The sequence below is a fragment of the Clostridium sp. CF012 genome, assembly GCF_018861755.1.
Lineage (GTDB): Bacteria > Bacillota > Clostridia > Clostridiales > Clostridiaceae > Clostridium_AD.
This window is the reverse complement of sequence record NZ_JAHLEF010000032.1, coordinates 1-23,795: the sequence shown is the minus strand read 5'-3', so window position 1 is coordinate 23,795 and position 23,795 is coordinate 1. Positions and strand designations below refer to the sequence as shown.

General features: G+C 30.4%; 22 protein-coding genes and 1 other annotated feature. Of the genes, 17 read left to right on the top strand and 5 right to left on the bottom strand.

All coding sequences use genetic code 11. The annotated features are described in order from the left end of the window. Positions 1–77: 77 nt before the first annotated feature. Positions 78–1,532 carry a cardiolipin synthase gene (cls, locus tag KPL50_RS20695; RefSeq protein WP_216300432.1) on the bottom strand — a complete coding sequence of 485 codons (1,455 nt, stop codon included), beginning with the start codon at positions 1,530–1,532 and terminating at the stop codon, positions 78–80. Between the two features lie 213 nt (positions 1,533–1,745). Between cls and KPL50_RS20690 the strand changes: the two genes are divergently transcribed. The 3 genes from KPL50_RS20690 to KPL50_RS20680 all read left to right on the top strand — a co-directional run bounded on the left by KPL50_RS20690 (position 1,746) and on the right by KPL50_RS20680 (position 6,040). Further along, positions 1,746–3,278, top strand: coding sequence for a YiiX/YebB-like N1pC/P60 family cysteine hydrolase (locus KPL50_RS20690; RefSeq protein ID WP_216300431.1), 1,533 nt, complete (start codon positions 1,746–1,748; stop codon positions 3,276–3,278). 95 nt (positions 3,279–3,373) lie between these two features. Then, on the top strand, positions 3,374–4,111 hold the full coding sequence (gene truA / locus KPL50_RS20685; protein ID WP_216300430.1) for a tRNA pseudouridine(38-40) synthase TruA: 738 nt from the start codon (positions 3,374–3,376) through the stop codon (positions 4,109–4,111). Positions 4,112–4,360: 249 nt separating this feature from the next. After that, entirely contained in the window at positions 4,361–6,040 is a 1,680-nt protein-coding gene (locus tag KPL50_RS20680) for a PAS domain-containing sensor histidine kinase (protein ID WP_216300429.1), read from the top strand. A 93-nt stretch (positions 6,041–6,133) separates the two neighbouring features. On the opposite strand, the gene KPL50_RS20675 is transcribed toward KPL50_RS20680, so the two are convergent. Next, positions 6,134–6,319 (bottom strand): hypothetical protein, encoded by a 186-nt coding sequence (locus tag KPL50_RS20675; protein WP_216300428.1) that lies wholly within the window; start codon positions 6,317–6,319, stop codon positions 6,134–6,136. Positions 6,320–6,425: 106 nt separating this feature from the next. Further along, positions 6,426–7,286 carry a putative ABC transporter permease gene (locus KPL50_RS20670; RefSeq protein WP_216300427.1) on the bottom strand — a complete coding sequence of 287 codons (861 nt, stop codon included), beginning with the start codon at positions 7,284–7,286 and terminating at the stop codon, positions 6,426–6,428. 211 nt (positions 7,287–7,497) lie between these two features. On the opposite strand from KPL50_RS20670, the gene KPL50_RS20665 reads away from it, so the two are divergent. The 13 genes from KPL50_RS20665 (at position 7,498) to KPL50_RS20605 (ending at position 22,278) form a co-directional block, all read left to right on the top strand. Next, positions 7,498–8,073, top strand: a complete 576-nt coding sequence (locus tag KPL50_RS20665; protein ID WP_216300426.1) for a nucleoside recognition domain-containing protein — start codon at positions 7,498–7,500, stop codon at positions 8,071–8,073. 57 nt (positions 8,074–8,130) lie between these two features. Further along, entirely contained in the window at positions 8,131–8,667 is a 537-nt protein-coding gene (locus KPL50_RS20660; protein WP_309245202.1) for a spore maturation protein, read from the top strand. A gap of 240 nt (positions 8,668–8,907) precedes the next feature. Beyond that, a complete protein-coding gene (locus tag KPL50_RS20655; protein ID WP_216300465.1) occupies positions 8,908–9,633 on the top strand; it encodes an ABC transporter ATP-binding protein in 726 nt (241 codons plus the stop codon). After that, positions 9,626–11,290, top strand: coding sequence for an ABC transporter permease (locus KPL50_RS20650; RefSeq protein WP_216300425.1), 1,665 nt, complete (start codon positions 9,626–9,628; stop codon positions 11,288–11,290). The genes KPL50_RS20655 and KPL50_RS20650 overlap by 8 nt, the downstream gene beginning before the upstream one ends. An 86-nt stretch (positions 11,291–11,376) precedes the next feature. Beyond that, positions 11,377–11,611, top strand: a binding site (T-box leader). 149 nt (positions 11,612–11,760) lie between these two features. Beyond that, on the top strand, positions 11,761–13,701 hold the full coding sequence (gene metG / locus KPL50_RS20645; protein ID WP_216300424.1) for a methionine--tRNA ligase: 1,941 nt from the start codon (positions 11,761–11,763) through the stop codon (positions 13,699–13,701). 185 nt (positions 13,702–13,886) lie between these two features. Then, a complete protein-coding gene (locus KPL50_RS20640) occupies positions 13,887–15,407 on the top strand; it encodes a DUF445 family protein (RefSeq protein ID WP_216300423.1) in 1,521 nt (506 codons plus the stop codon). Positions 15,408–15,475: 68 nt separating this feature from the next. Next, positions 15,476–16,243, top strand: coding sequence for a TatD family hydrolase (locus KPL50_RS20635; RefSeq protein ID WP_216300422.1), 768 nt, complete (start codon positions 15,476–15,478; stop codon positions 16,241–16,243). 293 nt (positions 16,244–16,536) lie between these two features. Next, positions 16,537–17,577, top strand: coding sequence for a 3D domain-containing protein (locus KPL50_RS20630; RefSeq protein WP_216300421.1), 1,041 nt, complete (start codon positions 16,537–16,539; stop codon positions 17,575–17,577). A gap of 161 nt (positions 17,578–17,738) precedes the next feature. Next, positions 17,739–18,302, top strand: coding sequence for a ribonuclease M5 (rnmV, locus tag KPL50_RS20625; RefSeq protein ID WP_216300464.1), 564 nt, complete (start codon positions 17,739–17,741; stop codon positions 18,300–18,302). Further along, entirely contained in the window at positions 18,283–19,119 is an 837-nt protein-coding gene (gene rsmA / locus KPL50_RS20620) for a 16S rRNA (adenine(1518)-N(6)/adenine(1519)-N(6))-dimethyltransferase RsmA (RefSeq protein WP_216300420.1), read from the top strand. The genes rnmV and rsmA overlap by 20 nt, the downstream gene beginning before the upstream one ends. A gap of 77 nt (positions 19,120–19,196) precedes the next feature. Continuing rightward, positions 19,197–20,474 carry a hypothetical protein gene (locus KPL50_RS20615; RefSeq protein ID WP_216300419.1) on the top strand — a complete coding sequence of 426 codons (1,278 nt, stop codon included), beginning with the start codon at positions 19,197–19,199 and terminating at the stop codon, positions 20,472–20,474. Between the two features lie 111 nt (positions 20,475–20,585). Further along, positions 20,586–21,170 carry a hypothetical protein gene (locus tag KPL50_RS20610; RefSeq protein WP_216300418.1) on the top strand — a complete coding sequence of 195 codons (585 nt, stop codon included), beginning with the start codon at positions 20,586–20,588 and terminating at the stop codon, positions 21,168–21,170. 274 nt (positions 21,171–21,444) lie between these two features. Next, positions 21,445–22,278 carry a hypothetical protein gene (locus tag KPL50_RS20605; RefSeq protein WP_216300417.1) on the top strand — a complete coding sequence of 278 codons (834 nt, stop codon included), beginning with the start codon at positions 21,445–21,447 and terminating at the stop codon, positions 22,276–22,278. A 64-nt stretch (positions 22,279–22,342) separates the two neighbouring features. Here KPL50_RS20605 and KPL50_RS20600 read toward each other — a convergent pair whose 3' ends face one another. Both KPL50_RS20600 and KPL50_RS20595 read right to left on the bottom strand, forming a co-directional pair. Further along, complete coding sequence (locus KPL50_RS20600; protein WP_216300416.1) at positions 22,343–22,519, bottom strand: hypothetical protein; 177 nt, start codon at positions 22,517–22,519, stop codon at positions 22,343–22,345. 227 nt (positions 22,520–22,746) lie between these two features. Then, complete coding sequence (locus KPL50_RS20595) at positions 22,747–22,947, bottom strand: cold-shock protein (RefSeq protein WP_071611001.1); 201 nt, start codon at positions 22,945–22,947, stop codon at positions 22,747–22,749. A 539-nt stretch (positions 22,948–23,486) separates the two neighbouring features. Here KPL50_RS20595 and KPL50_RS20590 point away from each other — a divergent pair. Next, positions 23,487–23,795 (top strand): ATP cone domain-containing protein (locus tag KPL50_RS20590; protein WP_253200739.1); only part of this gene is annotated, 309 nt, incomplete at its 3' end.

Sequence of the window (23,795 nt, the reverse complement as noted above, 5' to 3'; positions counted from 1 at the left end):
TAAAAGCCCCACAACATATTTAATGCTTGTGGGGCTTTGTCATATTGTATCTAAATTAATGGTGCAATAAATTTTCATTATAGTATAGGAGAAAGTAATCTTGATACAGATTCCTTGAATTTAACAATAAAACTTCTATTTGTATATTTTTCAATAGTTAACTCATCACAAAACTTTAAATCATCATTAAAAAAGCCATCTAATTTAGAAGTTATATCTTTATCATATATAAAAGCATTAATTTCAAAGTTCAAAGTAAAGCTTCTAATATCTAAGTTAGCTGTACCTACAGAACTTATAGAACCATCAATAGAAAGAAATTTACTATGGAGAAAGCCCTTAGTGTAGGTATAGCATTTGACGCCAGATTCTAGTAGCTCTCCCATGTATGATGTAGAAGCCCAATACACGAAGGGGTGATCTGGTTTACTAGGTATAATAATGCGTACGTCTACTCCAGATAAGGATGCTATCCTTAAAGCCTCCAATATACTGTCATCAGGAATAAAATAAGGAGTTTCTATATAAATATTTGTTTCAGCTTTACTAATCATTTTTAAATATCCATTTTTAATAGAAGTGAAAGTGGAATCAGGGCCACTTGAAACCATTTGAAGACCTGTTTTACCAAGGTGGGTTCTGTGAGGGAAATATTTGGTATCAAAAACAGAATCCTCATTGGACGCAAATCTCCAATCCATTAGGAAGTGAAGTTCCAATGCATCTATTGCATCCCCTTGTATGAATAAATGGGTATCTCTCCAAAACCCAAATCTTTTAGAAAGTCCTAAATATTCATCACCAATATTAAAACCACCGATATAAGCATACTTTCCGTCAATAGTGCAAATTTTACGATGATTTCTAAAGTTAACTCTAAGATTTATATAAGGCAGAAAGGGTGGAAAGAAACATGCAACTTTTCCGCCAGCCTTAGTTAAAGAAGCAAAAAAAGATTTAGGAACTTTTAGGCATCCCATCCCATCATACAGCAACTTTACCTCTACTCCTTCTTTAGCTTTTCTACATAGAATATCAAGAATAATATTTCCTAAATTATCATTTTGGATTATATAATACTCCATATGAATATATAATTTTGCATCTTCAAGATTTCTTTTAAGTTGATCAAACTTTGATTTGCCATCAATGAATATAGTTACCTGGTTATTATTAGTGTAAAAGGCATTATCGCTGCAAAGATTAAGCTTCATCATATCAGAGTATTTACTTAAAAAAGGATTAGTTTTAATTAGTGATTCATTGTTTAAAAATTCCTTTTGTTTATCAATAATTGAGGTGAGATTTTCTTTTTCTTCTTTTTTTAGCAAAAACATTCTTTTTCTTTTCAAATTTTGACCAAGAAATAAGTATAATATAAACCCTATGCTAGGTAAAAATAGTAGCACCATGAGCCAAGTCCATGTGCTCGCAGGATTTTTTCGCTCAATAAAGACAACTGTTAGGGCAAAGAGGATATTTATAAAAAATAACAAATTGAAAAAACGTAGTAATAATTCATTTGTAAACATATGAGCCTCCAAAAATTTCATTATATATTATAACTATAGTATACATATAAAGTGTATATAAAAACATGTAAAAAATAAAAAATCTATGATATCATTAAAAATTTTTAGAAATAATAAAAATTTCAAGTTTATAACTTATATTAGTAAAGGAATAGTGAGTTATATGGTATAATAATAGTAAATTGCAAAAGTCAGTTTATGGGGGATAGGGGTATGGGCGTTGTTCAAAGAAAAGGTAATGAGGAAATAAGCCAGTCCTTAGAGCTTATAAAAGAATTAGAGCATGTGGTGAATGAGATTCAGAAAAACGAAGTTTTGTTTAGTTCTTACATTCAAGATATGTCCTTAGAGAGCAAGCTGTGCATATTAGATAAATGGGTTAGTTACGTAGGATGTTATAATGGATTAAATGAAATCAGGCAAAAATATAAAAATGAACTCTTATTAAAAAGTGAAGAAGATTCGCACACCAAATTTAAAAATATGTTATTAATTTATGCATCCACCATAGCAATACGTAAAAACTCTGTATTATTGGCGAGCATCATAGACAAAAACAAGTATCTGGAGTCAATGTTAAATGAAAGTAGGCCTGAATACAATATTAATAAAAAACAATATTACTACATTATGCAAGAAATCACAGAGATCTCTTATATGATATCACTGTTTAGAAATAAACATTACTTTGATTTTATGGTAAATTACTACGAAGTTTCTGGTTACGTGGGAGATAAAATTGAAGGTGAATTATTAGATTATGCAAGTTGTAATTATCTAAATGTAATAAAGCTTGTTAGAAATCATAGAGGTATTGTTTTTAATAATATGATTGATTTTTTTGGAAAAAATGTTTTTGATTTTTGGTTCCCATTGCAAAAATGGATTGCAATAAGTATTACTGGAGTTGATTATTCTAGTAGAAAAGAAAAGTATGTTAGTAATGAGGATATTAATATTATTAAAGGTGAATTGCTACCAGGTGATGTACTTTTAAAGAGAAATAATTATCAATTAACCAACATAGGATTACCTGGATTTTGGACTCATTCTGCCATTTATATAGGTTGCCTAGAAGAATTAGATAAGTATTTTGTGGACATGCCACTAGGAGACTATTTGTGTGTTTCGGAGTATTTAAAAGTAGTTTATCCTAAAGTATACGATAGTTTATGTGAAAAGAACAATAGACAATATATTATAGAAGTTATTGCCCCTGGTGTGGTAATAAATCCTCTAGACGCTATTGCAAAAGTTGATTATTTTTCTGCATTACGACCTAAATTATCTAAGGAAGATAAATTAAAAGCACTATTTGTAGCTTTTGAATATCTAGGAAAGGCATATGATTATAATTTTGACATTATGACAGATAACGCTTTGTTTTGTACCGAACTAGTATATAAGTCCTATTTATGTTCAAACAATAAGAAGGGGATTACATTCATATTAGAGCCAAAAGCAGGTAGACTATTGCTTTCACCTAATAGTATTATTAAAAAATTTGATGCAGAATTCAATAGTGAAAATGCAGAATTTGAGTTTGTACTATTTTATGATGGTAGTGAAAGAGAAAGAAAAGCTATAAGGAAAAGTGCAAATGAATTAAAAGGAACTTGGAAGTTGAACAAGTGGAAGATGGTAAAGCGCAGGATTATTTTAAATACAGAAACAAAATATCCTGTAGTGAAATTTCATTCAGCAGTATCAAAGTTAAGAATTATTTTATATGGTATGTTTTATTAATCTAGATATATGTATATAATATAAGGTATGTATTAAAAAACACAGTTAAAATATTAGATTAAACTCTAAAATAGAAAGTAGGATAAATAATAAATATGAGAAATATAAAAATTGTAATAGAATATGATGGTACTAAGTATAAAGGATGGCAAAGACTTGGAGATAGTGACAATACAATTCAACACAAAATAGAAACCGTTTTAAGCAAAATGGCGGGGGAAAACATTGAAATTACTGCATCAGGTAGAACCGATGCAGGAGTTCATGCAACAAACCAAGTAGCAAACTTTAGAACAGAAAGTACAATGCCCACACATAAAATGCGTAGTTATTGCTATGAATATTTGCCTGAGGACATTGTGGTTAAATCAGTAGAAGAAGTAGATTTGAATTTCCATGCTAGATATAATGCTAAGGCTAAAAAATACGTATATAATATATGTAATAATAAGGCGCATAATGTATTTAATAGAAAATATGAATATCATATACCACAACCTCTAAATGTTGAAAAGATGAGAAAAGCATCAGAATACTTAATAGGAGAACATGATTTTCAAAGTTTTACAACACTTAAAACAAAGAAAAAATCTACTATAAGAGACATTTATACAATAAATATTGTGAATGAAGACGGAAATATAGAAATTAGTATTCAAGGAAATGGATTTATGAAAAATATGGTAAGGCTTATAATTGGAACTCTTGTTGAAGTAGGCTTAGGTGAAAGACCCGCAGACGGAATCAATGATATTTTAGATAAAAAGGAAAGAAAATATTCAGGTCATATTGCACCAGCAAAAGGATTATTTTTAGAAGAAGTTAATTATTAAAAACTTAGTAATTGCGTGGTCACAATTTTCGAAATACATTAAAGGGTTATAAGAAACAAATATAATTTTAATACCTTGTCTCCAAATATGTTGAATATTTAGAGGTGAGGTGTTTTTTTATTATTGTTAAACAATTATCAAACATAAAATATATTGTGTAGGATTTATAAAGACGTGCTTTACTATAATATTGTATTGTTGTATGATAATGTTAGCAAATATCTAATTATAGTATGAAGGTGGTAGGTCGTGGAAAAGTTGTATATTAACATTGATAATACTGAATATCTAAAATTTAAAGTAATGGATAATATAAAAAATAGTGGCTATAGGAGTAATTATTTTGGGGAAGATTTTATTTCAGTTCCTGCTATAAAAAAAATATCTAAATCTATTCTTGACCATATTGAAGGTACCCATGGCTTAGAAAAGAACGCAGAATATACTGAAATATCATCTATAATTATTAGTACTATGCTTAAATATATTGAAGTGCACGATATTGAAAAGCTTAATATTGGATTGATTATGGCCACATTTAAGTGCTATAGAAAATCATATATTGATGTTGTTTTAGAAGAAAATTGTCATAATAAAAGTAAGCTGAGAATTACTAATTATATAGAGAGACTTTTTGATGAGTTAGAAATAGGGGCTTGTAGTGAAGAATTGTTCATTGGAAAAGTAAAAAAAACGGAAGATGCGTTAAGAGAAAGTGAAGACCGATATAAAAAGCTTATAGAAGTTATGCCAGATGCTATGTATGTTCATGACCATGGCAAGATAGCTTATACAAATAAAGCTGGTGCTAAGCTAATGGGATACTTAGAGCCGGAAGAAATATTAGGAAAATCATCCTATGAATTGTTAGAAATAGACGATTATAATAAAACGCTAATACAACAGCAAGATGATATTACCATGAGAAGTGGCTATTTATCTCCCGTTGAAAGAAAATATTTCAGAAAAAGTGATGGCAAATGTTTGGAAGTAGAGACTACAGCCACTGTAATAACATCTGACAGTGAAAAAACAATTTTAAGTATTACAAGAGACATATCTGAACGTAAAAGGATAGAATTTTTAAAACAAAAGGTTAGGCAAAAGACACTTTTATTAAATAAAACTATTGAATATAATAAACTAAGAACAGAATTTTTCGCTAATATATCCCATGAATTACGAACACCGCTAAATATGATACTCGGATCTATTCAACTCGTAAATATTACAACTAATGATAAGGACATAATAAACCCTGAAATTAAGGTTGAAAAATATATGTCCATCATAAAGCAAAATTGTTACAGATTAGTGAGGCTAGTAGATAATCTCATAGACATTACGAAAATTGATGCAGGCTACTTAGAGATTAGTATGCAAAATGGAGATATTGTAAAAGTAGTAGAGGACATAGCGTTATCTGTAGTAGAATATGTTGAGAGTAAGGGGCTAGAACTTATTTTTGACACGGATATTGAAGAAAAATATATGGCCTTTGATTCAGATAAAATTGAGAGAATTATGTTAAATTTAATATCCAATGCTATTAAATTTACTAAACCTTCCGGTAAGATATATGTTAGCATTAAGGACAACAAGGGAGTAATAGTAATATCTGTTAGAGATACAGGCATCGGTGTTCCAGTAGAAAAACAAAAGGAAATTTTCGAGAGATTTATTCAGGTAGATAAATCACTATCTAGGAAACAAGAAGGTAGTGGTATAGGGTTATCACTAGTTAAATCATTAGTTGAAATGCATGAAGGGAAAATTTACATCAATAAAGAAATAACAGATGGTACTGAATTTGTCATTGAACTGCCAGTTAAAATTTTAGATAATATAAAAACAAGTAATGAAATTTACAACTCAGCTGAAAATGATATCGAAAGAATAAAAATCGAGTTTTCTGATATATACTCATAAAAGCCATTAAGGGACTACTAAGTCCCTTAATGGCTTTTATGAGTATATATAGATATTTATTTCAATCTACCTTTAACAATTGCATGTGAAAAATTACAGTATACCTTCATTTTTTAATATATCTTCTATTTCATCAACTTTTTTAGAAAGAATATAAAAACTTTCTTTTAATACATTTTTGGGAAGAGGAGTTTCTTTTATAGTTTTCTCTAAGGCTTCTATAGTTTCTAGTGCATCATCAATTCCTTTTTGTGCTAGTTTTATGTTGTTCTCTTTCATTTTTTAATCTCCTTTAACTTTTGTTGTTTTTGTATAATCAAATTCTAACATTAGTAATTACTAATTTCAAATGAATAAGGGTTCTATTTTATAATAAACCAAGAAATTAGATTTTCTTATTTTTATGAACCTTATTTTTAACATCTTTTAAGATAGAATCCAGCCCCTTGAAGCTTAAGTTAGGAAAGGCTTTTATAAGTCTTAAATAATCAGGGCATTTTTTAATAAACAAGGAATCATATTTAAATTTCAAATCTTTTATAATATTTTCAATTTCAGACTTTTTCTTACTTACTTTCATTTCGGCACTTTCTATTAAACTATCCAACCTAATTTTAAGTTCAAATATATCTCTAGTATTCCCTAAATTTAATTTAAAATCAGAAAGTTTATCAGTTAGATCTGAATAAGCTGTATTTAATTGGGTTAAGAGGGATCTTAATTTAAATATTGTTATTACAGTAATTGTAAAATCAATTATGAAATATACAAGCGTAATATAAAAAATTATTCTACCGGTGTAAGGTGGTATCAAATTAACTATATAAACAATATAGGGATGAACTACCTTCAAAATAAACATGGAAACAAGCCCCCATATTATTGAAAAGGATAAGCAAATTCTTCCATGAAGATTATAGGAATTATCACTGTAATCCCACCAAGTACTATTAAATGCAGTTTCTAGAATATAACCTGTTATGTATTCTATAAAAGAAGTTAAGAATACTGAACCTAAAAAAAGAAAAATGTAATTAGTCTCTATGGGTTTTAGCAAAACAATTATGGACAGTGTACCAAAGCCATAGATTGGGCAAAAGGGACCATGGAGGAAACCTCTATTAACAAATTCTCTTTTGTTTATAGTAGCGTATACTGTTTCAATACACCAACCCATAAAGGAATAGATAACAAAATAATAAAAAAGTGTAAATACACTAGAATTTAATAAGGGTGTATTAATCATATAGTAACTCCTTTTTTCATTGTTAATGTCATATTTCAGCTTCAAAGATGATGATTAATTGTATATTCAACAAGAAAATAATAACACAAAAACTGTTTTTTTTATAGTAAATGGAATGAATAAAATAATAACATATGCAATTATATAGGAATAGTTACATATATATTAATGAAACACTGTTAAATTAATTTGAATGCTGGGAGGAAAATATATGATAAATATCATTTGGTTTTTAATTTTATCCTTAGGAATAGTTATTGGAATTATTACAGGTAAAGGAGAAGTTTTATCAAAGGCAGTTGTTTTAGGAGCAGGTGGTGCGGTTGAACTCGTAATGGGCCTGGTTGGAATGATGTGTCTTTGGTGTGGCATAATGAAAATTGCTGAAAAAAGTGGACTAACTGATAAATTGGCAAGTGTACTTAAGCCAATTTTAAAAATTATATTTAAAGAAGCTGGAAAAAACCAAAAAGCAATGTCTAGTATTACTATGAATTTAACAGCAAATATGATGGGGTTATCTAATGCTGCAACTCCCTTTGGTATAAAAGCTATGGAAGAGATGCAGAGAACAAATAATGCGAAGGATACAGCTAGTAATGATATGGCATTATTTTTAGTTTTAAATGCTGCATGTATTCAGTTTTTGCCTACAACGGTGATATCTATAAGAGCTGCTTATAATTCACGAAATCCAGCAATTATTATACTGCCGGCCATAATTGCAACAGGTACTGCAGCAATCTTAGGCGTAGTTTATTGTAAAATTTTGCAACGTTATTTTTAACCACATTTTAGAATAGTAAATATTGATATTAAAATTTAAATGGGTAGGTGAAATAGTGTGATTGTTGGTAATTTAGTATCATATATTTTAAAGGGAATAATTCCAATTATTATTGGATTTGTAGTAATTTATGGAGTTATTAAAAAAGTTAAGGTATACGAGTGCTTTGTTGAAGGCGCAAAGGATGGAATAACTATTTGCCTGAAAATTTTTCCATACCTTCTAGCTATGATTATAGCTGTTAATGTATTTAGAGCTTCCGGGGCTTTAGACTTTTTTATTTATCTAGTAAAACCAGTTGTTGTGTTTATTGGACTCCCACCAGAGGTTGTTCCCTTAGTTTTAATAAAGCCCCTTTCAGGAAGCGGAGCCCTGGGAGTATTTACTGACATAATAAAACAATATGGAGCAGATAGTTACATAGGAAATGTGGCATCTATAATAATGGGTTCAACAGAAACCATCTTTTATACCTTGACAGTATATTTTGGGGCAGTAAATATAAAAAATATTAGGCACACACTATTTGCAGCCATACTAGCAGATATTACAGCAATTATAATGGCGGTTAATTTGGCCAAGTTTTTCTTTTAATCACAATTAGAAGATGATGAACAGCTGCGTGCTGATGATCTAATGACATTTAAGAAAGGTTAATAAGCACTTAATGGCGAAGTTATAACATATATTGTAAAAAAATAAAAAGTATGCTAGTATAGCTATGTATATATTAGTTTGTTAAAAAATCAGTTTCTTAAAAATATAGTATAGGAATAAAGGGGGATAACAATGATTAATTGTTATCTACTACAAAGAATGGCTAGGGGGTCAACAATGATTGAAATAATTGATGTGAACAAGAGTTATAATGGCAAGGATAAAGCTGTAGACAACATAAGTTTAACTATAAGAGATGGAGAAATATTTGGATTTCTAGGTCCGAATGGAGCAGGTAAAACTACTACCATAAAGATGATTACAGGAATATTAAGTGCTGATAGTGGAAAAATCACTATCAATGGAATTGATATAGAAAACAATGATTTAGAGGCTAAAAAACAATTTGGCTTTGTGCCAGATAATCCTGACATGTTCTTAAGACTTAAAGGTATCGAATATTTAAACTTTATGGCAGATATTTATGATGTGCCTGGCAAACTTAGAAAAGAAAGAATTGAAGCCTTAGCAAATAGATTTGAAATGAGTAATGCACTTTCAGATGGGATTCAAAGTTATTCTCATGGCATGAGACAAAAAATAATTATTATGGGTGCCCTTGTTCACGAGCCCGAAGTTTGGATTCTAGATGAACCAATGACGGGGCTTGATCCTAAATCCTCATATGTTTTGAAAGAAATGATGCGAGAACATGCAAATAACGGTAAAAGTGTATTTTTCTCTACTCATGTTTTAGAAGTAGCTGAAAAAATATGCGATAGGGTTGCAGTAATAAACAAGGGGAAAATGTTGTTCTGTGGTACACTAGATGAACTAAGGGAACACTTCAAAGCTAGTGGATCACTTGAAAAAATCTTCTTGGAGATGACTGAAAATGAGTAAATTTATAGCTTTAACTAGGGTGCTATTAAAAACTGGAACTGGATCCTCCGGTGGCAAGAAAAATAAAAAACAAATAAAAGGGATACTGCTGGGGCTAATTTTAGTCCTAGCGCTCACACCTATGGCAATAGAGTTCGGAAAGTTTGTATCTGTTGCCTATGACGGATTACATGCTATGGGACAAGAAGCAGTTATATTGGGTTTTGGATTGTCTATTGTATGTGTGGTGATTTTTTTCTTTGGAATATTTTATGCAATGGGTATATTTTATTTTTCTATGGATGTAGAAAATTTATTACCACTACCTTTTAAGCCTTGGCACATTATGGGGGCTAAATTTGCCGTAGTATTAATTTATGAATATCTTACAGAACTTATATTTTTTCTGCCTACAATAATTGCTTATGGCATAAAGAGTAGTGGAGGCGTATTGTATTATACTTATGCAGTTATTATATTTTTATTATTGCCTATACTTCCACTAGTGATTGCATCTGTAATTAATATGGTTATAATGAGATTTACTAATATTGCAAAAAACAAGGACAGGTTTAGACTAGTAGGTGGACTTATAGCAATGGGTTTTGCAGTAGGAATTAATATCTATACTCAAAGGTTTTCACAAGATATAAATGGATCAGAAATTACTAAAATGTTTGCAGAGGGGAATAATTCACTGGTTGATTTGGCAACAAAAATGTTCCCTAGTACTAAGATAGCTGTAAATAGTCTAATTAATACTACTAATATTCAAGGTTTTATCAATTTAATTTTATTTATAATAATAACAGTAGCTGCATTAATGATATTTATAATATTAGGTCAAACATTGTATTTTAAAGGGGTTATGGGAGTATCTGAAACATCTTCAAAGAGGAAAATCCTTACTAGTAGTGAACTTATAAAAAATACAACACAAAATTCTTCTCTAAAGGTATATATATTTAAAGAATTAAAATTATTATTTAGGACGCCAATTTATTTTATAAATTGTGTTATTATGAATTTTTTATGGCCAGTATTTTTACTTATACCTATTTTTTCACAAAAGGGTGGTTCAGCGCAACTTAAGATGTTAACTGAGTTTTTACAAAACAGCAAAAGTTCAGGTATAGCATTAGGTGGCTTCTTTGCATTTATGATGTTTGTATCTTGTAGCAATGCAATAGCTACTACAGCAATATCAAGAGAGGGTAAAAACCTCTATATATTAAAATATATACCTATGAAATATAAAGATCAGCTTATGGCAAAGGTATTATCAGCAGTAGTTCTAGGCGTAGCGGGTATGCTTATGGTGTGTATAGTTGCGATAGTATTGCTTAAAGTACCCTTCGATTTAGTTTTATTAATGATTATAGTTGGCATTTTGGGGATATTATTTACATCCTTTATAGGAATATTTATTGATTTGAATTTCCCTAAACTTCAGTGGGATACAGAGCAGAAGGCGGTTAAGCAAAACCTTAATGTGCTTATTAGCATGATTATTTGTGTAGCTTTAGGTGGGCTTACAGCATTTATGGTTATCAAATTACAATTAACTAAATGGGCTGTATTTGCTTTAATATTAGCAGTATTTACGATTGTGGATTTACTTCTATATTATCTATTAGGTACTAAAGGCGTAAAAATGTTAAGAAAAATAGAATCTTAAATATAAAGTAATATTATTAAGTATACTTTTAGAATTTTAGGAAAAAATATTGACATAGTGATTTATTTGCAATATAATTATCATAAACAAATGCGATGATGAGAAGAGTAATAAGCTTAAATGTTAAAAGAGAGCTGAGATAGGTGAAAATCAGTAGCGTGGAATCTTATGAACATGGTCTCTAAGCAGATTATCTGAATTTAATTATTAGGATAATACGGGTGCAACCGTTATATTGACAGGTGATGATGGTCACCAAATGAGTTCTTTATAGCGATATAAAGATGAATTAGAGTGGTAAAACGTTAATACGTCTCTAAACAGAAAGGTTTTTCTGTTTAGAGATTTTTTTATTTTCCGGGAAATTATAATATTTTAGGGTTATTATAAGTTAATTAACATATTTATACATTATTTTCCTAAAGATTTAAAACGACAAATAATTTTAATTTGAAAGGTAGGAGAAAATTATGACTAAAAAAACTTATTACATTACTACACCAATTTATTATCCATCGGCAAATTTACACATCGGCAATACATATACAACAGTATCTGCTGATGCAATTGCTAGATTTAAGAGGCTCACAGGCTATGATGTAATGTTCTTAGCTGGAACAGATGAGCATGGTCAAAAGATTCAAAGAATAGCAGAAGAAAAAGGAGTTACCCCAAAAGCGTATGTAGATGAAATAGTAGCAGGTATACAAGAATTGTGGAAAATGATGGATATAAGTTATGACAAGTTTATAAGAACTACAGATGATTATCATAAAAAGGCCGTTCAAAAACTATTTAAGCAGCTATACGATCAAGGAGACATATATAAAAGTGCATATGAAGGATGGTACTGCACTCCCTGTGAATCTTTCTGGACAGAGACGCAGGCAGTAGATGGAAAATGCCCTGATTGTGGAAGGCCAGTAGAAAAAGCAAAGGAAGAAGCATATTTCTTCAAAATGTCAAAATATGCGGGTAGACTTATAGATTACATCGAAGCTCATCCTGAGTTTATTCAGCCAGAATCAAGGAAAAATGAAATGTTAAATAACTTCTTAAGGCCAGGTCTTCAAGATTTATGCGTTTCAAGAACAACATTTAACTGGGGAATACCAGTAGAATTTGATCCAGGCCATGTTATATATGTATGGGTAGATGCCCTGTCTAACTATATAACGGCTCTTGGATATAATGGAGAAGATACTTCCCTTTATGAAAAATACTGGCCAGCAGATGTTCACTTAATAGGTAAAGATATACTGAGATTCCATACAATTTATTGGCCAATTATGTTAATGGCATTAGAACTCCCTCTTCCTAAACAGGTATTTGGTCATGGCTGGCTTCTTTTCGATGGTGGAGTGAAAATGTCGAAATCTAAAGGAAATGTAGTAGACCCAGTAATCCTAGTTAATCATTTTGGAGTGGATGCAGTAAGGTATTATTTACTTCATGAAATACCATTTGGTTCAGATGGAATATTTACTAATGAAATATTCATAAAAAAAACAAATTCTGACCTGGCTAATGATTTAGGAAACTTATTATCAAGAACTGTAACAATGATAGAAAAATATTTTGATGGAGTTATTCCAGTACCACAAGAAGGTGCAGATGTTGATAATGAACTTATAGAACTAGCGCTTGCAGCACCGGGAAAAGTAGAAAAAGCAATTGATGAACTTAAAATTCCAGAAGCATTGGATCATGTTTGGGCTCTTATTAGACGAACTAACAAGTATGTCGATGAAACAACTCCATGGATACTTGGAAAGGATGATGCTCAAAAGGGAAGGCTAGGTACAGTATTGTACAATTTAGCAGAATCCTTAAGGATAACATCAGTGCTAATATCAGCCTTTTTACCAACTACAAGTGGCAAAATAAATGCTCAATTAAATGTAGAAGTATCTACCTGGGACAGTTTAGCATCCTTTGATGGAACAAGTGCTGGAACAAAAGTTAATAAGGGAGAAGTAATGTTCCCAAGAATAGATGTGGAAGCTAAAATAGAGGAGCTTAACAAACTTGTAGAAGAAAATATAAAAGCAACACAAAAACCTACAATGGAGCCAATAAAAGAAGAAATAACAATAGAAGATTTTGAAAAAATAGATATGAGAGTTGTTAAAGTACTAGAATGCGTGCCTATGAAAAAATCTAAAAAGCTTCTTAAGCTAAAAGTAGATTTAGGTGGAGAAATAAGGCAGGTAATTTCAGGAATAGCTCAAAACTATAAACCGGAAGATTTAATTGGAAAGTATGTAGTGCTAGTAGCTAATTTAAAGCCAGTTACGCTTAGAGGTGAATTATCACAGGGAATGATAATTGCAGCAGCAACCCAGGACGATAGCAAGGTATTTACAATATCAATACCGGGGGAATTGCCTACTGGAAGTACAGTAAGCTAAATCCAGTGAGAAAGCATGAAGTGCTAGTAAATTAGACTTCATGCTTTTGTATTTAATCATAACTTAGCATCTAAGGTGATGATTAGAGCATTATTTAAACAACATAGTCTATTGAATTTTAATAAGGATAGATTTATAATTAGTAATTGTAACTATTTTAGAGAATAGCGAGGAGGAAAAATAATATGACGAAATTTCTTATTGGTTCCTTAGTTGGAGCGGTTATCGGGTACATAACCAATTGGTTAGCTATAAAAATGTTGTTTAAACCACACAAAGAGATTAAGATCGGTAAATTTAAAGTGCCATTTACTCCAGGACTTATCCCAAAGGAAAAGTCTAGGATTGCTAAAAGTGTTGGAGAAAGTATAGGTCAGAATCTTTTGACAAAGGAAACAATTATACAGTCACTATGTAGTGAAAATATGAATGAACAATTGGATTCTTGGGTGAAAAGTAAGATTGGTTCTATAGAAAATAGCGAGGTTACGGTAGAAAATGAGATAAAAGGATTATTAGGTGATGAGTATTCTAGTTTTGTAGGGAATACTAACAGTAATCTTTCAAAATTATTTATTGATTATATAAATGAAAAAGATGTTAAAAATGCTATTGTCAAATATGCAAGCACCCAAATAATGTTAGAACTAAGTGTGTCGCCACAGGCAATTTGTGAAAGTGAATTATATAATTCAATGAAAAATAAGATACTAAGTGTTGCAATTGAGTATAAAGATACAGAAAATTTTTATGGAGAGATTCAAAATATATTAGAAGATAAGGTGAATGATCTAAAGTCTTTAGATAAGAATTTTGAGGAAGTTATACCTAAAGAAATAACAGATAATGTGAAAGTATATGTTTATGGCAAAAGATATGATATTGCCATGGCTATAAAGAAAATAATGAAAGAAGAAAAAAACAGGAAGAAATTGAGACAAATTGTAGGGGAAACAATAACGACTAAACTAAATCCTATGATAGCAATGTTTGTAAATGCTGACAGTACTTATGAAAAAGTTGTTACAGGTATAAATGAATTCTTAGATGAAGACGAAAACCATAATGATATTGCACTAATTATAAATGATATAATAGACAAATTTTTGAAGAGTTCAATATCTACCGTGTTTTCTGAGTTTTCTAAAGAAGGAATCAAGGATGGTATAAAGCCTTTAATCCATTTATTTACAACGAAGATTATAGATGAAAAAATCATTAGAGATACCTTCGATAAGCTTGAGGATAAGTTTAATAATTATGTATCTATTGAAGCGATGTTAGAAAAAACAGGCGTAGATTATAAAAATGAGATAGAGAAAATTATAAAGAGTAGAGTAGAAGCTATTGCGGAAAGCAATTCTGTGAAAATAAAAATTGCAGAAATAGTTTCAGTATTGATTAATAGATTATTAAATGTGGAGATGAAATCAATATTTGTGGGAGAAGGAGATAAAGTATCTAAGTCTATTTCTAAAGTAGTTAAAGAGCTATACAATAAATTTATAGAGAATAAGGCTGCTGACGTAATAGAAGTGTTAGATGTAGCTAAAATAGCTGAAGATAAAATCAATGAATTTGATGTAGCCTTTTCAGAGAAAATCATATTAGAAATTGCTAGTAAAGAGTTAAGCGCCATAACTTGGCTTGGAGCATTATTAGGTGCTATTATGGGATTACTATCTCCTATATTAGGTTCACTTTAATACAATGAGAGGAAGGTGAGAACTGCAATTAAACCCTTGGAATTATTGGGTTTAATACAGTATTTATTATGATATTTGATTCGCATTCACATTATGATGATGAGGCTTTTAATGAAGATAGAGAAGAAGTGATTTTGGGATTAAAGGATAAAGGAGTAATAGGGGTTTTAAACTGTGGTGCGTCATTGGAAGGCGCAAGAATGTCAGTAGAATTGTCCGAAAAATATGATTTTATATATTCGGCAGTAGGGATTCACCCGGAACATGCAGATATTGTTAATGAGGATATTATTGAGGAACTAAGGAATTTAGCAAAAAATTCAAAGGTTAGAGCTATAGGAGAAATAGGATTAGATTATTATTATGGTGAAAACCCACCTAGAGATATTCAAAAGGCGGCGTTTAGACTTCAAATGAAGCTAGCAAAAGAACTTAAATTGCCAGTGGTTATCCACGATAGGGATGCTCATGGTGATACTTTAGATATATTAAAAGAATTTCCAGAGGTTATAGGCACCGTTCACTGCTTCTCGGGAAGTGTTGAATTTGCTTTGGAATGCTTAAAACTCGGATATTATATAGGATTTACTGGAGTTATAACCTTTAAAAATGCAAAAAAAATCGCAGAAGTAGCAAAAGTTGTACCAATGGATAGGATACTAGTAGAAACAGATTGCCCGTACATGGCGCCAGAACCGAATAGGGGCAAAAGAAATCAATCTGATTATATTGCGTACATAATAGAAAAGATAGCAGAAATCAAGTGCAAAACCATTGAGGAAATTGAAAATATAACAATACTTAACATAAAAAGTTTGCTAAAAATAAACAAATAGTGTAAAATAATTAATAGTTCTACTTGCTGGAAAAAAAATACAAAAAAAATTTTTTGGAATTAAAAGTATGTAGAGCACATATAATTTTAATGGTAAATACTAATTTACTAATTTACTAATTTACCCTGAAAGGCTGAATGATTATTTTATTTTAAAATTATAATTTAATATTATAATTGTATGCACAATGATGCATTAGCAGTCAAAACTAAGAGTAATGGGCTTAAAATTTGACATATTTCTTGCTTCAAGGTATAATACCCAAGTACTCTTGACTAAGGGAGGGAATTTTTATGATGAAAAGCGCGAAAAATAATTTGAAGTACTATTTTTCAAACGGCCCCAAGACAGTTTTTATAGCAATGCTCATATTAACATGTATTACGGTGACTATATTTAACATGAAAAAAGTTATATCGGTTATTGTTGATGGTAAATCCATACAAGTTATAACTTTAAAAAGCAATGTTAATCAAATACTAAAAACTAATAATATAGCACTAGGGGCAAAAGATCAAATAACAGTTAGTTTAGACAGTGAAGTAAAAGACGGAGACAAAATATATATAAAAAAGGCTGTTAATGTTAAAGTAAAAGTTGATGGGAAAGAATTGAATATTCAAACTGCTGAAAATACAGTAGCGGATATGCTAAAAGCAGAAAGTATTGTATTAAGTAGTGAGGATAAGATTACCCCATTAAAAAGTGATTCGTTAAAATCAGGGTTACAAGTACAAATAACAAGAGTAAACACTGATGTTCTTCAAGAAATTAAAACGATTGACTTTGCAACTGAATTTAAAAACAGCAATGAACTGGACAAAGGTGTAAAAAAAGTTATTCAAACAGGAAAAGTGGGCCAGAAGGTTATTACTTCATCTGTTGTCTATGAAAATGGCAAAGAGGTAGCTAGAAATTTAGTAAGTGAAAAGCTTAAATCGAAGCCAGTTAAACAAATAGTTGCACTAGGTACTGTTGGTGTATATTCACCATCGCGTGGAGGAGACATTCGTTATACTGAGAAGCTAAGGGTTAGGGCAACAGCATATAATGCTGATTTTGATAGCACTGGTAAAAGCCCTGGTGATCCTTACTATGGTATAACTTCAACTGGAGCACGTGCAAAAAGAAACACTAAGGGCTATAGCACTATAGCTGTGGATCCTAGAGTTATTCCACTGGGAACCAAGCTGTGGGTAGATGGATATGGACTTGCCATCGCAGAAGACATTGGTGGAGCAATAAAAGGTAATCATATAGATTTATATTTCGATTCAAGTAATGAAATGTGGGATTGGGGATCACGGAGTGTAGATATTTATATTTTAAAGTAGGAGCATTAGCTCCTTTTTTTTTGCTTTACAGTTCACTAATAATAAGTAAAATGATATTATAGATACAGTAATAAAAAGAAATACTAAAGGATATCTTTCTTTTTCATTAATAGTAAGTGTCTTAGATTAGTATAAGTATGGAGGAAAATATGGATAATATTATGATTAAAGAAGTAATAGTAGTTGAAGGAAGAGACGATGTTACAGCAGTTAAAAGAGCAGTAGATGCTGAGCTGATCTCTGTAGGAGGTTTTGGAATCAACGAAAAGATAATTAACAAAATAAGAGAAGCTCAAAAGCGAAAAGGTGTAATAATCTTTACTGATCCAGACTTTGCTGGAGAAAAAATAAGAAGAATTATTTCCAAAAGAGTAGCTGATGTAAAGCATGCATATATATCTCAAAAGGAAGGTACTAAAGATGGAGATATAGGCGTTGAAAATGCATCCCCTGAAACAATATTAAGAGCTCTGGAAACGGCAAAGTTTGAAGTTCAAGAGAAAAGAAGTGAATTTAATATACAGGACATGATATTTTTCAAGTTAACAGCTGATAGTCGTGCAAAAGAAAGACGGGATGCGCTAGGAAAAGAATTAGGTATAGGATACGGCAATTCCTCACAATTTATAACTAGGTTAAACAATTACGGAATTATAAAGGAAGAATTTATAGAAGCCTTGAAAAAGGTAGATAAGGAGATGAACTATGGAAAATTTGACAATTAGTGAGGTTGCAAAGAAATATGATTTTAAATTTAAAAAGGGGCTCGGCCAAAATTTCTTGATAGACGACTCTGTGCTTGAAGATGTAGTTGATGGAGCAGAGGTTAATGAAGAGGATTTTATTATTGAAATAGGACCAGGGTTCGGAACATTAACTAGAGCACTTTTAAAAAGAGCTAAAAAAGTTTGTGCCATAGAATTAGATGAAAAACTTTTTCCTATTTTAGAAGAAGAGCTTAAAGATTTCAATAATTTTGAGCTTATTCATAAGGATGCTCTTAAAGTAGATTTTAATGAGTTAATGGGTGAGGAGAAATCCGTAAAACTAGTAGCTAACTTACCTTATTATCTCACAACTCCTATAATCGTTAACTTACTTACTAAAGGCTACGATTTTAAATCATTAACTATAATGATACAAAAGGAAGTTGGGATAAGGATAGATTCTGAGCCCAATTGCAAGGCTTATGGAGCTTTTTCAATATTAGTTCAATACTATTGTGATACGAAAATTATACGATTAGTGCCACCGTCAGCATTTATACCACAGCCTAAGGTAGAATCTATTGTTATTAGATTGGATAGATTAAAGGAGCCTAAAGTTAAGGTTAAAGACGAGGCCTTCTTCTTTTCTTTAGTAAGGAAATCTTTTAATATGAGAAGAAAAACCTTGTGGAATGGGGTCAAGGATTTGGGTATTGATAAAGAAGAGCTTCTAAAATGTTTTGAAAGAGCGAACATTGATCCTAAAAGAAGAGGGGAAACACTATCTCTTCAAGAGTTCGCAAAGCTTTCAGATGAAATGTGGTCTATAAAATAAATTTTCGAATGTTGTTCACTTTTTATTATATACTTCATATAGTATAATGAATAAGTTTTATATGGAGGTAAAAGAAGGTGACACCTAAAAAAAGTTATAGTAGGTACTTTATTATATTACAAGAAGATGAAAAAGGCTATTCTTTAGACTCTGATAAAATTCCTTCTGGATATGCAAAGCTAGAAATGAAAAATAATAAATGCAAGATTTCATACTACGTGCAGAACCTAAGGAAAGAAAAACAACCTTATTACATGATTTTAATATGTGGTAAGAAAGATGTAAATAAAATAATAAAACTGGGTAAATTGAACATAGACGATTATGGTAGGGTAGACATTTCTAATGAATATGACATGGAAAATATAGCAGACACTGGAATATCAGCTGAAAAGATCGTTGGGGCTGCAATTGTAAAATTTCTCGATACCAATGTGGTTTCGATAATGAGCGGATTTTCAACAACAGACAAACCCAATGAATGGAGAAACTATAAGTTAGCGGATTTCAATAAAGGAAAGAGTGAAACAAGAACAGATGATATAATTAATGAATTTGATGAATATGAACAAAATATTGAATTAATTAAAATTAAAAGCGATGAATTGGATGCTGATGGATTAATTAAAACGGCAGGTGTATTAGAAGCGAGGGAGCTTAAAGCCAAAGAGCCAGAAACCAAAGAGCCAGAAGCCAAAGAGCCAGAAGCTAGAGGACCTGAAGCTAGAGGACCTGAAGCTAAAGAGCCAGAAGCTAAAGAACCAGAAGCTAGAGGACCTGAAGCTAAAGAACCTGAAGCGAAAGAACCAGAAGCTAGAGAGCCTGAAACCAAAGAACCTGAAGATATTTTAGGTGGGAATAGAAATAAGGATAAAAAACAAGATGAAGAGTATAAGTGCCATGATAAGAAAGATGATTATGATAAAGGTGAATATCCTAAAGGTGCTATGGGAGATTTCTTTAAAACAGTAGCAATAGGTTTTGATGAAGTACCTATTTTTTCTAAAGAGATCAAATGGTGCAAATGGTATAAAGTACCTGTGAGTAGTTTAGAGAATATGTATGACCTCAGTGACTATAATAAATATACAATAGCATTTTATCCTATGATCTGTTACTATCCATATATTAGGAACTACGGTTCTTTTATGCTAGGATATAAATGTGACTCCACTGGTAAAATGAAATATATCGTTTATGGAATACCAGGAAGCAAAGCTAAAGTTCACCAGCCCTATGGAGGCAAAACTGGTTTTGTAACTTGGATTGCGGATAGTGAAAATGACGAAATGGGACATTGGCTGATGTTTTATGATTTCAAAAAATCTACAATTGTTGTCCCTTTAAAAAAATAATATGTATGAAATTAAATGTGCGACTATATAATTTAGTCGCACATTTAATTTTTTAATATTCTTTTAATATATATCATATAGTATATTAATATTAATAAATGGAGGGGTACATTGAGGGTTATATTTATAAATAGAAAAAAAGTTGGAATCATAGTGATATTAATGGGCCTTATGATAACACTTTTGGGGATATCAAAAGGATTCGATAAACAGATAAAAACCACCATTCTTGTAGAGCATAATATTAGTTTACTAAATGATTTCCAAGCTTTAAATGGAAAAGTAAGCTATAAGTTACCAGAAGGATGGACAACTAAAGAAAAAAAATTTACTGGTGGGGAGATTATATATCACAATGATTTTCAATCATCGGATGCAATAATCCATGGATTTGTGGAAGTGTGGAGGAGTAAACAGGATTTGAAAACATTTTTAGATAATAGTAAAAAGATATCTCAGGAGCAAAACGTAATTAAAAATTATAAATTAGACAGTATTAGTATAAATGGTAAAAAAACATATTTAGTGCAATACTTAATTAATGTAACTGATAATAATTGGTACAAGGTATATGAATATTTTATTGATGATGGAAGTGAATTTTATAGATTTTCATTTTTCGCAAGAAATGTTAATTTTAAAGAAGCTTATGGGGCTATTTACGAAAGTATAGTGGAGACCTTTAAAATTAATTAAAGTTGCTTAAACCTTTTTAAAGTATTATAATTTAGTTAATGTGATTTTAAAAGTGCAATCCATAGGTGCATTATGAGCGCATAAAGCGTTTTTAACGAGTCTTTAGTTGGGAGGAGTATTATCTTCTCTTAAAAATTTATTTGTGGTTGGCAGCTTAAATAATGAGATTAAGGCTATTTAGAGAATTAACTAATAAATATAAAATTACGTCTGAGAGTTAGGATAACAATTGATTATTGTTATTTCCAGCAGAGAGTAGTGAGGAGGATAACAAATGCATAAAAATAAAAATAAGCTCCTTATATTTTCATTTATAATAATGGCCGCATTTATATTTACAGGATGTAAAAGCCTTGATGGAATTAAAGTAAAGCTTGGAGTGAAGAATAATGATTTTGAATATATTAAGCAGGGCAGAATAAAAAAGATAATAATACAAAGTACTAGGGATAAAAGTTTTAGGTTTGTGGTTACAGATGAAATAGCCATAAAAGACTTGTATGAAATTTTATCGGCGTCTAAGGAAGTTAGTGAAAAGTCAACATTAGAGTCTGATTATATATTTGAAATGTATGAGGGCATAGATAAAGTTCACAAATTTAATTATATAGCAGGCCTGGATGAAAAAGATGGAGCTAATTTGTACAGTGCAGATAAGAGCTATATTGTATCTAAAAGAATTGATAATGACATAATACAAAATTTTTGGAATATTAGAAAGCCCATAGATTTTAAAACCGTGTATTATGATTCAATATCAAATGTACTGGATAAGTATGTAAAGGGTGAGGGTAAAGGTAAAAAAATAGGCGTTGATGTAAGCGAAGATAGTAGTGTAGCTAAATTTGTATTATCAACTGATTTAGGGTCCTTTAAAAGTAAATTGCTAAATGACTATAATGCTGTACTAATAAAAGGTGAAAACACAGATTACGATGTGTTAATAAAGATTAAAACAGAAGGTTATAAAGCTACTATATACAAGTCATCTGTTACAATTAGGACTAAACTTAGTGAGAAAGAGAAGGTATATTACGTGATTGCTAAATATGACAAGGGGCTATGGAATATTGCAACTTATGAAGACAAAAAACCTGATAAATTTTAAGATGCCTAAATAATAAAAGACTGTATTTGTTGTACAAATACAGTCTTTTATTATTTTAAGTTTATTAGAAAAAACTTTCCATTTTATCGTTAAGAAAACTAGTGGTCCCAATATTAATATCAACAGAATCTCCTATTTTTGAATCTTTAGGTAAACGAGCAATACTTACATCCATAGTAGTTCCATCTAAAAAATTTATAAAAGCATCCGTATTGTCCATATCTATTATTTTTCCAAACATTATGAAAACATCCTTTCATGGTTTATAAACTAGTTCTTGTATAGTTTTAGCAAAAATCACTATTATATTCATGAGACGATAATGTTTTTATGCAATAATAAAACAAAGTACAGAGCAGTAATTCGTTTTATCGCGGACAATAGATATAAACTAAAAACCACCTATCACAAAGTGATAGGTGGCTTATCTATAATTGATGTATATTATAGATTACTTTAGATTTTGAATTATAATCTAGTAACGTTAGAAGCTTGAGGTCCTCTAGCTCCAGTAGTTATTTCGAATTGAACTTGTTGTCCTTCTTCTAAAGATTTATATCCGTCTCCTTGAATAGCTGAAAAATGTACGAATACATCTTCTTCTCCCTCTACGGATAAGAATCCAAACCCTTTTTCTGAGTTAAACCATTTAACTGTACCTGTTTTCATATAACTTTCCTCCTGAATAAAAAAATTTGTAACATTTGTAACATAAAACATTTGTAACATAAGTACTATGATACTACACTTTGCTGAATTTTTAAATAGTTTTTCAAAAATAAAATAAAAAATTGTGTATCTTTTTAGTTATTTACTAAAAATTTCTCTAAACTTAATTACATTATAGCATAATTTAAAATGCGTATAGTTTAGCTATTTTTATAAAACTATTTTAACTTAAGACAGTATATTATTTATAATAATTTTAATAATGGTTGTTTTATGTTCTAAATATAGTTTGGCTTTTAATGTTTTTTTTATACTATTTTATTTTTTAATTTTTTTGATGCAGATATTAATAAAAATAAGTTTAGAGGTTAAAATATAATGTCAACAGGAGAATAAGGATAAAAAATCAAAGGATATTGAGATAACCCAAACCTAAATGGGCGTATTATATGATAGAAGTTAATTCTGAAATTGATATAAAATTTTTACTAGGGTATAATAAGCAAAGTACAAGATATTGTGTTTAGGGAGGCCTAGTTATGCTACATGTAGTCAAAAGAGATGGACGAGAGGTTCAATTTGATTCGATAAAAATTACAAATGCCATAAGAGGAGCTGCGGATGAGATAGCTTTTAATTTAAAAGAAAGTGAAATTATAGAGCTAACTCAAAAGGTGTTAGAAAGAATTGAGGATTTGGACAAGCAGCAACTTTCTGTGGAGGAAATACAAAATATAGTTGAAGATAAACTTTTAGAAAATGGACATAAGCCTATTGGAGTGGCTTATTCTAATTATAGGCGTGAACGTAACAAGATTAGAGAAATAAAATCAGACCTTATGAAAGCT

Bases quoted from the DNA above. Each gene is read 5' to 3' on its own strand.
- cls (WP_216300432.1), bottom strand. From the start codon at position 1,532: ATGTTTACAAATGAATTATTACTACGTTTTTTCAATTTGTTATTTTTT.
- KPL50_RS20690 (WP_216300431.1), top strand. From the start codon at position 1,746: ATGGGCGTTGTTCAAAGAAAAGGTAATGAGGAAATAAGCCAGTCCTTA.
- truA (WP_216300430.1), top strand. From the start codon at position 3,374: ATGAGAAATATAAAAATTGTAATAGAATATGATGGTACTAAGTATAAA.
- KPL50_RS20675 (WP_216300428.1), bottom strand. From the start codon at position 6,319: ATGAAAGAGAACAACATAAAACTAGCACAAAAAGGAATTGATGATGCA.
- KPL50_RS20670 (WP_216300427.1), bottom strand. From the start codon at position 7,286: ATGATTAATACACCCTTATTAAATTCTAGTGTATTTACACTTTTTTAT.
- KPL50_RS20665 (WP_216300426.1), top strand. From the start codon at position 7,498: ATGATAAATATCATTTGGTTTTTAATTTTATCCTTAGGAATAGTTATT.
- KPL50_RS20655 (WP_216300465.1), top strand. From the start codon at position 8,908: ATGATTGAAATAATTGATGTGAACAAGAGTTATAATGGCAAGGATAAA.
- KPL50_RS20650 (WP_216300425.1), top strand. From the start codon at position 9,626: ATGAGTAAATTTATAGCTTTAACTAGGGTGCTATTAAAAACTGGAACT.
- metG (WP_216300424.1), top strand. From the start codon at position 11,761: ATGACTAAAAAAACTTATTACATTACTACACCAATTTATTATCCATCG.
- KPL50_RS20640 (WP_216300423.1), top strand. From the start codon at position 13,887: ATGACGAAATTTCTTATTGGTTCCTTAGTTGGAGCGGTTATCGGGTAC.
- KPL50_RS20635 (WP_216300422.1), top strand. From the start codon at position 15,476: ATGATATTTGATTCGCATTCACATTATGATGATGAGGCTTTTAATGAA.
- KPL50_RS20630 (WP_216300421.1), top strand. From the start codon at position 16,537: ATGATGAAAAGCGCGAAAAATAATTTGAAGTACTATTTTTCAAACGGC.
- rnmV (WP_216300464.1), top strand. From the start codon at position 17,739: ATGATTAAAGAAGTAATAGTAGTTGAAGGAAGAGACGATGTTACAGCA.
- rsmA (WP_216300420.1), top strand. From the start codon at position 18,283: ATGGAAAATTTGACAATTAGTGAGGTTGCAAAGAAATATGATTTTAAA.
- KPL50_RS20605 (WP_216300417.1), top strand. From the start codon at position 21,445: ATGCATAAAAATAAAAATAAGCTCCTTATATTTTCATTTATAATAATG.
- KPL50_RS20600 (WP_216300416.1), bottom strand. From the start codon at position 22,519: ATGTTTGGAAAAATAATAGATATGGACAATACGGATGCTTTTATAAAT.
- KPL50_RS20595 (WP_071611001.1), bottom strand. From the start codon at position 22,947: ATGAAAACAGGTACAGTTAAATGGTTTAACTCAGAAAAAGGGTTTGGA.